Genomic DNA, 11,763 nt, shown 5'->3' with positions numbered 1-11,763 from the left:
CGCCTCGGCGAGAGATCACCCTAAATAACAATGTTAACGATCCGCCCCGGCACTACGATGATCTTTTTCGGTGTCGCGCCGTCGAGTGCGCGTAGAACCTTTTGGTCTGCCATCGCGAGCGCTTCGACGGATGCTTTGTCTGCGTCCGCGGCAACTGCGATTTCGGCTTTGCGTTTACCGTTGATTTGAACAGGCATCGTGACCGTATCTTCGACCAGCTTGCTTTCGTCCGCGACCGGCCAAGGGGCTGTCGTGACAAGCCCCTCACCACCCAGCAACGTCCAGATTTCTTCGGATAAATGCGGCGTCATTGGTGACATCAACTGGGCCAATGTGCGGGCTGCGTCACGCTTGGTCGCGGCGCTGGCTTTCGATTTCGACAGCACGCCTGTAAAGCCGTAAAGCTTTGCAATCGCCGCATTAAATCCGAAACTTTCGACGCCATTGGTCACGTCTTGGATCGCCTTGTGCATGGCCCGCTCGAGGTCTGCGTCTTGCGACGCATCGCCGCCTTCGAGTGTGGCGATGTCAGTGGCGATCCGCCAGACGCGGGCCAGATGTTTGTGCGTGGCTTCAGCGCCCGAAGCGGTCCATTCCACGTCGCGTTCTGGCGGGCTGTCGGACAGCACAAACCAACGTGCGGTGTCAGCGCCGTAAGTCGCAAGGATGTCGTCCGGGTCGACCACGTTCTTTTTCGACTTGGACATTTTGGCGGATGGGATGATGTCGACGTCTGTGCCGTCAGCCAACTTACCATCGGTCACATCTGACGGGAAATGGTAAACAGGGCGCCCATCAGCGCCTTTTGTTTGGTAAATCTCATGAGTCACCATGCCTTGGGTGAACAACGCGTTAAATGGCTCTGATGCGGCCTCTGGCAAGTGACCTGTCATGTTCATCGCACGGGCAAAGAAGCGCGAGTACAGCAGGTGCAAAATTGCATGCTCAATCCCGCCGATATACTGATCGACGTTCATCCAGTACGCCGCTTCGTCCGCGTCTACAGGCGTGGTCGCACCCGGTGACGTGAACCGCGCGTAGTACCAAGACGAATCGACAAAAGTGTCCATCGTGTCGGTTTCACGCTGCGCAGCAGCACCGCATTTCGGGCAAGTGCAGTCGCGCCATGTCGGGTGGCGATCCAACGGGTTGCCGGGAATGTCAAAGCTGACATCGTCGGGCAGACGGATCGGCAGGTTTTCTTTCGCCTCAGGCACCGCGCCACAGCTATCGCAATGGATAATCGGGATTGGACAGCCCCAATACCGCTGACGGGACAGGCCCCAGTCGCGCAGACGGAACTTGGTCACGCCTTGGCCAACGCCGTTAGCTTCACAGAAATCAACGGCGGCTTCGACGGCTTCGTCGCCGTTTTGATCGGTCTCGCCAGCGAAGCCTTTGAGGTACGTGACCTTATCAGTGCGACCCGGCACGAAGGCTTCGGTTAGGATCACATCAGTTGCCCCGACTTCGGCAAAAACCGGGATGATGGGCAAGTCATATTTCGTCGCGAATTCAAAGTCGCGCGGATCATGCGCAGGGCAGCCAAAGATAGCGCCCGTGCCGTAATCCATCAGGATGAAATTGGCGATGTAGACAGGTAATTCCCAAGCGTTATCAAACGGGTGGCGCACGCGCAGGCCTGTGTCCAAACCGAGCTTCTCTGCTTTTTCAACAGCTTCGGCTGTCGTGCCCCCTTTGCGGCATTCAGCGCAGAACGCGGCGATTTCCGGGTTGTCTGCTTCGAGTTGCTTGGCAAGCGGGTGATCCGGCGAAATGCCCACGAAAGATGCACCGTTCAACGTGTCGGGGCGCGTCGTGTAGACATCGACGCGGTCATGGCCCTCGGGGCCGTCGATCATGGAAAAGCCGAACTGCAAGCCGCGCGATTTGCCGATCCAGTTGGACTGCATCAATTTCACTTTGGCAGGCCAGTTGTCTAGGTTGTCCAAGGCAGTCAGTAATTCATCGGAATAGTCCGAAATCTTAAAGAACCACTGCACCAATTCGCGGCGTTCGACCTCGGCGCCGGACCGCCAGCCTTTGCCGTCGATGACCTGCTCGTTGGCCAGAACCGTCATATCGATGGGGTCCCAGTTCACGACGGCTTTCTTGCGGTAGATCAGGCCTTTTTCAAGGAAATCGATGAACAAGGCTTGCTGCTGGCCGTAGTATTCGGGATCGCAGGTCGCAAATTCACGCGACCAATCCAGCGACAGGCCCAACGGGCGCATCTGGGATTTCATGTGGGCGATGTTGCCGTATGTGTATTCTTTCGGGTGAATGCCGGTCGCCATGGCTGCGTTTTCTGCAGGCATCCCGAACGCATCCCACCCCATCGGGTGCAACACGTTGTGGCCCGTCGACAGTTTGTAACGCGCGATCACGTCGCCCATCGTGTAGTTGCGCACGTGTCCCATGTGCAGGTTGCCCGACGGATACGGAAACATTTCCAAGACATAGTACTTGGGTTTATCATCGCTGCGCACGGCCTTGAAGGTCTCGGCATCCGCCCATGCGGCCTGCCATTTGGCTTCGATGTCTGATGGGGAATAGGTGGACATATGTCTGGTCTTTCAATGGAAACGCGCGATCAAGCTTTGCGTTTTCATAAAGGCCCGCGCACCGAAAGACTAGTCCAGCAAAAGATGTGCGCCCAAAAAGAAAGAGCCGCCCTAAAAGGACGGCTCAAACTTAGATCATGTCGGTCGACTTAGAATGTGAAGTCAACTTGAACAGTGAAACCTGGATCGAATTCGTCGTTGCCGATTTCGTCCGCTTGGTCGCCGTCAACGTCTTCAGCATAAACGAGTGTAGCAACTGCGCCGCCACCCAAGTCGTATGTTGCGCCAGCGTAGTAATCTACATCGTCGCCTTCGTTTTCGTTCAGAACACCAGCAAGAACAGTCAGACCGTTACCTACGTCGTAAGAACCTTCAACAGTGTACTTTTCTGTACCCTGGTCGTCTTGGTAATCAACTTCTACGTCGATTGCACCAGCTGCGTAAGCAACGTTAACACCGTAGTTAGGGTCTTCGTTTACGCCACCAGTTTCTTCAACGTAGTAAACTGTACCAACAACTGGACCGAACGGGTAAGAAACTTTGATACCAGTAGACTGTGTATCGTCAGTCATGTTGTCAGCATATGCGAGTGTGATTGTTGCGTTAGCAAAAGTCACAGCACCGGAAATACCAGCAACTTCGTCGCCGTTGAAGTCGCCGTCGCCGTCAACGTAAGAAGTTTCTTCTTGGTACGCTGCTGTGATCGTAGCGATACCGAATGTACCAGCTGCACCGAAGGACAACTGCTCAGCTTCGTTGTTAGTGTCATCAGCAAGGTAAGAGATGGATGCGTCTACGCCACCAAAGGATACGTCGCCGCGCAGTGCTGCGGAGTCGTTACCAGATGTGAAGAAGTCGGATTCCATGTCGCCAGCAGATGCCCAGTGACGGTCAGCCGCTGTGCCTGTGTCGCCGAAGAACAAGGAAGCGTTGTCGCTTTCCAAGGATACAACGAAGTCAGAAGATACAAGGCCGATTTCGCTGTCGTCGGTTACAGAACCGTCGATAGCATCGTCTTCACCAACAGTGATTTCGAAGTATGCACCAGCTGTCAGACCATTGTCCAAACCAGCAGTTGCAGTAGTCTTCAGGTTACCTTCCCAGAAGAAACCGTCTTCGCCGAAGTCTTCTGTTGGATCGATAACATCGGCGCTGCCGTAGTTGTCGTTGGATGTGTATCCCAGTGTCGCGGACAGTTCGTGTGAAACTGCTGCGTGGCCATCAGCTGCAGCGGCGCCAGCAAAGGCGACCAGGGCAGTAGTGGTAAGAAGGATGCTTTTCATGGATAATTCCCTCGTGTTTGCATTCCCAAGATGCCAGATCGTCTAGCATTGCCTGAGTAATTGCGCCCAAGTGGCTGCACACTCAAGTAAATTGGACCACATGTTCGCCAGTCTATGAGAAATGGTGCATCAAGGACACACACCAGATTTGGCGGTTTGCGCGATGACATTGCCCGCGAAACACCCTATTTTGTTGCTCAAGACGATTATCAAAACAATAACAGGACCCTGCAATGTCGCTGACCGATATCCAAGAGCGCATCAATCGCGCCGAAATAAAAGCGAACCGTACAAAAGGTGACGTGACACTTATTGCGGTTTCCAAAGTACAACCAAACGACCGAGTCGCAGCGATTCTTGCCAGTGGACACCGAATTTTCGGCGAAAATAAGGTCCAAGAAGCGGCAAGTAAGTGGCCAGAGTTTCGCGAGACCTATAGTGACGTCGATCTTCACCTGATTGGACCGCTGCAAACCAACAAGGTTCGGCAAGCCATGGCACTGGCGCAATCGATCCACACGCTAGATCGGCCAAAGCTTGCCACGACTATCGCCCGCATTGCCCAAGAGGAAGGCCACTGTCCTGACCTCTATATACAAGTGAACACCGGTGCAGAGCCGCAGAAAGCTGGTGTGCTGCCGCAAGACGCTGACGATTTCATCAAAGACGCGATTGCACTTGATTTGCCTATCAAAGGGTTAATGTGCATCCCGCCTGCCGACGAGGAGCCGTCGTTAAACTTTGCGTTGCTTGCGAAGATTGCACATCGCAACGGTCTGACAGGGCTATCTATGGGCATGAGCAGCGACTTTGAAAGCGCCATCGCATTGGGTGCCACGCATGTCCGCGTTGGGTCCGCTATTTTCGGCGACCGCGTTTATGAGTGACACTTACAACCCGCCCCAAGACCCGTTGGTCATCTTGCACGATGACCACGAAGTTGTGCTCGTTGACAAACCCTGCGGGCTTTTGTCTGTTCCGGGTAAAGGTGAACACCTTGCCGACTGTCTGATTGCGCGTGTGCAGGCGGTTTATCCGCAGGCATTGTTGGTGCATCGCCTAGACCGCGACACATCCGGCGTCATGATCTTTGCGCTAACCCCGCATGCCCAGCGTCATCTTGGCCTGCAATTTGAAAAACGGCAGACGAAAAAGACCTATGTCGCGCGGGTTGCTGGACTGATTGCGGAGAAAACCGGGACTATTGATTTGCCGCTGATCGTGGACTGGCCCAATCGCCCGAGACAGATGGTGTGTCACGAGACGGGAAGGCAGGCGATCACCGATTTTCGTGTCCTGCGGGGCAACGACACGGAAACGCGTGTCCGCTTGATGCCGAAAACTGGCAGATCACACCAATTGCGTGTTCATATGCTGGCGATGGGGCATCCGATTTTAGGCGATCCGTTCTATGCGACAGGCGCCGCCCGCGACTATCCCCGCATGATGCTGCATTCTGAAACGTTCCAGTTTCGGCACCCCGACGGCGGGCAAGGCACACGGATCACGGCCAAGGCCCCGTTCTAAGACATCAGCGTTACGCGGGGGTGTTCTAAATTTTCGACACACCTATATATGATCAAAGGACAACAAGAGGATAATGCTATGAGCTTACGTATTAATGACACGATCCCGAACCTGACCGTTGAAACCGACCAAGGTAGTTTTGCACTGCACGATTGGATCGGCGACAGCTGGGCAATTTTGTTCTCGCATCCCAAAGACTTCACTCCGGTCTGCACCACAGAGTTTGGTGCGGTCGCACAGCTATCCGACGAATGGGCAAAGCGCGGCACCAAGGTTATCGGCGTATCTGTTGACGGCGTTGAGGATCACAAGAAGTGGAAATCCGACATCGAGACCGTCGCTGGTGCGCCTGCTGGCTTTCCGATTATCGCGGACACAGGGCTGGAAGTATCCAAAGCATTCGACATGCTACCCGCCGAAGCCTACCTGCCCGACGGTCGGACACCAGCCGATAGCGCAACGGTACGCGCGGTCTTTATTATCGGGCCGGACAAGCAGTTGAAACTGTCGATGACCTACCCAATGACTGTCGGCCGCAATTTTGCCGAAGTTCTGCGTGCCCTTGACGGCCTGCAAACCTCAACAGGTCGTGGCGTCGCGACGCCTGCGAACTGGAACGTTGGCGATGATGTTATCATCCCCGCGACGCTGAGCGACGAAGATGCCAAAGCGAAGTTCGGTGACTTTGAAACGGTGTTACCGTACTTGCGCAAAACCAAACTTAAGTAACACCGGCTATACTTGGAAAACAAAAGCCCCGCATTTTGATGCGGGGCTTTTTCGTTCAAATCAGTGATTGTGCGTCAAAAAATATACACGTGCGTATTAACAGGCACTTGGGCATACAGTTCTTCCACATGCGGGTTGATCAAACGCACGCAGCCAGACGAGAAATTTTGACCAATCGTCCACGGCTGTGGCGTACCATGAATGCGGTAATATGTGTCACGGCCACCATCATAGAGATACAGAGCACGTGCACCCATCGGGTTTTGCGGGTGACCGCCGGGCAGGCCGCGACGGTACGGCGCGTAAAGCTCTGGTTCGAGGTTGATCATGTTCTGCGTCGGCGTCCAGCTCGGCCATTCGGCCTTGCGACGGATTGTTAGAACGCCCGTGTAGTTGCGCCCCTGATTGCCCAGCGCGATCCCATAGCGACGCGCACGGCCGTTACCAAGCGTCCAATATAAGAAAAAATCTTTCTTCACGACATGAATTTGGCCTGCAGGTAAATCCGGATTCACGTCTACTTCCTGCGGCATAAACTTGAGGGGAAGTTGAACAACTGTGGGCGTTGCGATGGCGGGCGACGCAAGTAGCGAAGCCACTGCTGTTGTAGCAAATTGACGGCGTGTCAGCATTTCAGATCCTGCTCAGGTCAGTTTTTATACTTATTGCCTGTAATTTATTACAATCTGGTTACCAAATCATCGAAAATGAAAAATGCCGCCCCGAATAGGGGCGGCACTGTAGGGTTCCTGCATCAGTTCGCCGCGCTAGACGTCGCGTGGATACAGATATACCTGCGCACGCATAGGCGTCCGGTCGTAAAGGTCTACGACAAACTCATTCGTCAAACGTGCACACCCATTTGAGACGGCAGTCCCGATTGTGCGCGGTGAATTCGTCCCATGAATACGAAGATAAGTGTCACCGCGACCTGGCTCAAACAGGTAAATTGCACGTGCACCGAGAGGATTATTTATGCCCCCCTCCATACCGTCTTTGAACTGTTCATAGGCTTCTGGATCGCGTTCGATCATGTCAGGCGTAGGTGTCCAACTTGGCCATTCCTTCTTTGCACCAACAAAGAAAGTTCCGGGTTCGTAAAGCCCCGGACGGCCTACGCCGACAGCGTAACGCATCGCCTGATCCCCGCCGAGCGTGAGATAAAGACGGAAAGTGTTCGGATCCATGTGGATCTCGTTCGCCGGAACGATGCCCGCCAAAGTCACCAAGGTTGGCGCAAGCGGGTCAGCCGGTACAATTGGTTCCTCTATAGCAGGTGTAGCTGCTTCCTGAGCGAAAGCAGGATGTGCGCCAAACGCGGTGATGGCAGCACCCGTGGCAATAAAATGACGTCGTGTCAGCATTCGGTTGTTCCCCCAAAGAATCTGGCGCTGGTTTTCTAGTACTTAACGCCATCGCAGAGGAAATTCAGATCAAATATGAGTGAACCCAGTGCGGTGATGCAAACCGACAACAACATTAGTCGGCTTGCTCGCGCCAAATTAGGGGAAAAATCGCGATGTGCGATCAGAAGCGGTAACCCATCGCGATGTTGATATACGGATAAATCGATACATCTGCCAAATCTTCACGCATAGATTTCACGTCCTCGTCGTTATCGATGGCGTCTTGTAATTCTGCACTGTCACCTGTGACTTCAACATCAACACCGCCAATGAACACTGCACCGATCTCACCGCTCAAAACCCAATTGTCAGAGATCGGATAATCATAGCCCGCAGTAACGACCGGAGAAACAGACCGCTTAAACTCGATCAGGCTTTCGGCGACGCCACTACTGAAGCTTTGCCCGTTATATTCAATAGGATCGCCGGCGGCCCCACGCACGGTAGAATCGATTGACGTTCGGCTGAACAACACGCCGCCAGACATGCGCCAGCCAGCATCAATCGGAGAATAGTCGACCATCATGGTCAACGCGCCAATCTCGGCATCTACATCAAACGTATTTCCGTCCTCTGTACGCGTTTCGTCAACGTTCACGCCACCCATCCAGCCACCTCGCGCGCGGAATTCAGGGGCGAATTGATAGCCGCCCTCGAACGAGAGCCCAAAAGAAGAAATCCCGCTCCAAGCGGTGACATCACCGACCTGCTGAGCGTGACCGACCGACCCTAAAACACTGAAAATGAATGCGATTGCGACTGTAGACTTCATCAAAAGTTCCTCGTTGTTTTCATTTACATAAACAAGACAAGTAAACAAAAAGAAAAGCCCCAGCGTTTCCACTGGGGCTTTTCCATTCAAAAAGTGCCTAATTTACTCTTCGGCAGCTTCTTCTTTAGTGATCTCTTTACCAGTTTCCTGATCCACCATTTTCATGGCCAAGCGCACTTTACCGCGATCATCAAAGCCAAGCAATTTCACCCAAACTTCTTGACCTTCTTTCAGAACGTCAGACGGGTGGTTCAAGCGGCGGTTTTCGATCTGGGAGACGTGCACGAGGCCGTCACGTTTGCCAAAGAAGTTCACAAACGCGCCGAAATCGACGAGTTTCACAACTTTACCTTTGTAGACAACGCCTTCCTCTGGCTCAGCCACGATGGAGTAGATCATGTCGTAGGCCTTTTTGATGGCCTCTGCATCGTTAGACGCTAGCTTGATGACGCCGTCGTCGTTGATGTCTACTTTCGCGCCGGATGTCTCAACGATTTCACGGATCACTTTACCACCAGACCCGATAACTTCACGGATCTTGTCGGTTGGGATCTGCATCGTTTCGATCTTCGGTGCGTGTACGCCCAGATCTTTCGCGCCTGTCAGGGCTTTGCCCATCTCGCCGAGGATATGCAAACGGCCAGCTTTCGCCTGATCCAATGCTTTGGACATGATCTCTGGCGTGATGCCCGCGATTTTGATGTCCATCTGCAAAGATGTGATACCGTTTTCAGTACCCGCAACCTTGAAGTCCATGTCGCCGAGGTGATCTTCGTCGCCCAAGATGTCGGACAGGATCGCGTAGTCGCCATCGTCTTCCATCACGAGGCCCATCGCCACACCAGCAACTGGTGATTTCAACGGAACGCCCGCATCCATCATGGACAAGGAACCACCACAAACGGACGCCATCGAAGAAGAACCGTTAGATTCAGTGATCTCTGACACCAAACGGATAGTGTATGGGAAGTCTGTCGCCGACGGCAGAACCGCCTGCAACGCACGCCAAGCTAGCTTACCGTGGCCGATTTCACGACGACCAGGACCGCTCACGCGACCAACTTCACCAACAGAATATGGTGGGAAGTTATAGTGCAGCATGAAGTTTGATTTATACATGCCAGTCAACGAGTCGATCATCTGCTCGTCGTCGCCGGTACCCAACGTTGTCACAACAAGACCCTGAGTCTCACCACGTGTGAACAAGGCAGAACCGTGTGTCCGTGGCAAAATGCCAGTTTCGGAAACGATTGGACGGATCGTGTCGAGTGCACGACCATCAATACGCTTGCCGTTTTTCACAACGTCGCCACGCAGAACAGCAGATTCCAGCTTTTTCAGGGCAGCGCCCAAGTTGCCGTCTTCTTGCTGTTCTTCGGTCAGAGACGCGACGATTTCATCTTTCGCGGCAGAAACCGCACCAGTACGCTCTTGCTTGTCGGTGATCGCATAAGCGGCACGCATTTTGTCTTCGCCAGCGGCTTTGACAGCATTGAACAGGTCCGAATAATCTTCTGGCTGGAAATCGAACGGCTCTTTCGCGCAATCTTCGGCCAGATCAATGATCAAGTCGATGACAGGCTGAATAGCGTTGTGAGCGAATGTTACCGCGCCAAGCATTTCTTCTTCGGTCAATTCGTATGCTTCGGATTCAACCATCATCACGGCGTCTTTTGTGCCGGCAACAACAAGATCCAAACGCTGCTCTGGGTTCATGCGCAGGTTGTGCATATCGTCAATTTCAGGGTTCAGGATGTATTCGCCACCTTCATAGCCGACGCGACAAGCAGCAATCGGGCCACGGAACGGCGCGCCAGAGATGGTCAGCGCAGCGGATGCGGCAATCATAGCAACCATGTCTGGGTCGTTCACCAGATCGTGGGACAACACAGTACACATCACCAGAACTTCGTTTTTGAAGCCAGGGACGAACAACGGGCGAATAGGACGGTCGATAAGGCGGGATGTCAGCGTCTCTTTTTCAGTTGGACGCGCTTCACGCTTGAAGAAGCCACCAGGAACTTTACCGGCAGCGTAATATTTTTCTTGATAGTGTACGGTCAGTGGAAAGAAATCCTGACCTGGCTTTTGCTTGCGTGCAAATGTGACGTTCGCCATCACAGATGTTTCGCCAAGCGTTGCGATCACAGAGCCGTCAGCCTGACGCGCAACCTTACCAGTTTCGAGAGTGAGCGTTTCTTCGCCCCACTGCATCGACTTTTTTACTTCGTTAAACATATATGTTTTCCTTTTGGCCCTTTGGGGCCTTTTGCGTAGGGGGCGTATTCCCCCTCAATCCGGTATCTTCTTTTTGTCGGCGCTGGACTGCGGGCGCCGGGCTTCCAAGATGGGCGGGCCATACACTGGATTAACCGCTTTGGGAAGCATTTTGGGTTTTCCGCGGATACAATTGTGCGTGCCGTGAAGTGCGTTGCAGCACAAGAGCAATGCCCACTTACCCGCCATAACTCTGGACCAACCCTGTTGAGAGCAAGCTCCAGCCATCGGCGACAACAAAAAATGACAACTTAAACGGCAGTGAAACAATGGCGGGCGGCACCATCATCATGCCCATCGACATCAGGATCGCAGCAACGATTAAGTCAATGATAAGAAAAGGTAAAAACACGATAAAGCCAACCTGAAAGGCACGCGCCAATTCGCTCAGCATAAATGATGGGATAACGACGGACAGGTTGGATTGCTCGATAGGCAGCGCCAGATCGACGTCTGGCCGCAATTCAACCAACCGCTCGAAAGTATCTGGATCAATGCGTCCAGCCATAAATACCTTCAAAGGCTCCATGGCCCGATAAAATCCAGTCTCGATGTCCATCACGCCATCGACAACAGGACCAATCCCGTTTTCCCATGACGCAAGAAAGACCGGCTCCATGACAAAATAGGTCATGAAGAGCGCAAGACTCACCATCATCATGTTCGGCGGCGACTGCTGCAGCCCGATGGCCTGCCGCAAAATCGCGAAAACCGTTACAAAAAATGGAAAGCACGTCACCATAATTGCAATGCCCGGCACGAGGCTCAACACCGTGACAAGGACCAAAAGCTGGACAGAGCGCGACGCCAGCGAGGAGTCGTCGCCAAGGGTTATTGCAAAGTCTTGTGCGTTTGAGGGTGACGCCCAGAGGACAACAAGAGCGAGGGAAACGAGAAGATGACGCACTTTAATCTAACTCATCCTTATGGACCGCGACTTCTGTTAATCTGACGGCCAGCTGTCCCGGCTCCCCTCCTTCGAGTTCTTGCAATTCGCCCCGCGCAATCAACCGATCGCCGATATACAATTCGACGGGATCATCAATTTTCCGATCAAGCGGAAGCACCGCATTTTCTGAAAGTTTCATTAAATCGGAGATCAGAGGCGTTGCCTTACCAACGCAAACTGCAATTTCAATTGGTATCCGCTGTAGTGGATGAATCGCGCTGTGCGCTCCCACTTCGTTCTCGACGTGATTTTCCAT

Annotated in this window: 11 protein-coding genes; 3 read left to right on the top strand and 8 right to left on the bottom strand. The window is 53.3% G+C overall.

What is annotated here, in order from left to right:
- Positions 1-20: 20 nt before the first annotated feature.
- Together leuS and FHS72_RS00200 are read right to left on the bottom strand one after the other, a co-directional pair.
- Positions 21-2,564, bottom strand: coding sequence for a leucine--tRNA ligase (leuS, locus tag FHS72_RS00205; RefSeq protein WP_183523781.1), 2,544 nt, complete (start codon positions 2,562-2,564; stop codon positions 21-23).
- Between the two features lie 149 nt (positions 2,565-2,713).
- A complete protein-coding gene (locus tag FHS72_RS00200) occupies positions 2,714-3,847 on the bottom strand; it encodes a porin (protein ID WP_183523778.1) in 1,134 nt (377 codons plus the stop codon).
- Positions 3,848-4,080: 233 nt separating this feature from the next.
- Here FHS72_RS00200 and FHS72_RS00195 point away from each other — a divergent pair, with 233 nt between their 5' ends.
- The 3 genes from FHS72_RS00195 to FHS72_RS00185 all read left to right on the top strand — a co-directional run bounded on the left by FHS72_RS00195 (position 4,081) and on the right by FHS72_RS00185 (position 6,103).
- The gene (locus FHS72_RS00195; protein WP_183523776.1) at positions 4,081-4,734 is read left to right on the top strand and encodes a YggS family pyridoxal phosphate-dependent enzyme; all 654 of its coding nucleotides are present in this window, start codon (positions 4,081-4,083) and stop codon (positions 4,732-4,734) included.
- Positions 4,727-5,374, top strand: a complete 648-nt coding sequence (locus tag FHS72_RS00190) for a pseudouridine synthase (RefSeq protein WP_183523774.1) — start codon at positions 4,727-4,729, stop codon at positions 5,372-5,374. The genes FHS72_RS00195 and FHS72_RS00190 overlap by 8 nt, the downstream gene beginning before the upstream one ends.
- Positions 5,375-5,452: 78 nt before the next feature.
- Positions 5,453-6,103, top strand: a complete 651-nt coding sequence (locus FHS72_RS00185; RefSeq protein WP_183523771.1) for a peroxiredoxin — start codon at positions 5,453-5,455, stop codon at positions 6,101-6,103.
- Positions 6,104-6,177: 74 nt separating this feature from the next.
- On the opposite strand, the gene FHS72_RS00180 is transcribed toward FHS72_RS00185, so the two are convergent.
- The 6 genes from FHS72_RS00180 to FHS72_RS00155 form a co-directional block, all read right to left on the bottom strand.
- On the bottom strand, positions 6,178-6,735 hold the full coding sequence (locus FHS72_RS00180; RefSeq protein ID WP_183523768.1) for a L,D-transpeptidase: 558 nt from the start codon (positions 6,733-6,735) through the stop codon (positions 6,178-6,180).
- 135 nt (positions 6,736-6,870) lie between these two features.
- Positions 6,871-7,467 (bottom strand): L,D-transpeptidase, encoded by a 597-nt coding sequence (locus FHS72_RS00175; RefSeq protein WP_183523765.1) that lies wholly within the window; start codon positions 7,465-7,467, stop codon positions 6,871-6,873.
- A 163-nt stretch (positions 7,468-7,630) separates the two neighbouring features.
- Positions 7,631-8,353, bottom strand: coding sequence for a hypothetical protein (locus FHS72_RS00170; RefSeq protein WP_183523762.1), 723 nt, complete (start codon positions 8,351-8,353; stop codon positions 7,631-7,633).
- 30 nt (positions 8,354-8,383) lie between these two features.
- Positions 8,384-10,519, bottom strand: a complete 2,136-nt coding sequence (pnp, locus tag FHS72_RS00165; RefSeq protein WP_183523759.1) for a polyribonucleotide nucleotidyltransferase — start codon at positions 10,517-10,519, stop codon at positions 8,384-8,386.
- 217 nt (positions 10,520-10,736) lie between these two features.
- Positions 10,737-11,465 (bottom strand): flagellar type III secretion system pore protein FliP, encoded by a 729-nt coding sequence (gene fliP, locus FHS72_RS00160; RefSeq protein WP_343042605.1) that lies wholly within the window; start codon positions 11,463-11,465, stop codon positions 10,737-10,739.
- 1 nt (position 11,466) lies between these two features.
- The gene (locus tag FHS72_RS00155) at positions 11,467-11,763 is read right to left on the bottom strand and encodes a FliM/FliN family flagellar motor switch protein (RefSeq protein WP_183523756.1); all 297 of its coding nucleotides are present in this window, start codon (positions 11,761-11,763) and stop codon (positions 11,467-11,469) included.

The sequence above is a fragment of the Yoonia ponticola genome (assembly GCF_014199395.1).
Lineage (GTDB): Bacteria > Pseudomonadota > Alphaproteobacteria > Rhodobacterales > Rhodobacteraceae > Yoonia > Yoonia ponticola.
This window is presented reverse-complemented; position numbering and strand designations above follow the sequence as displayed.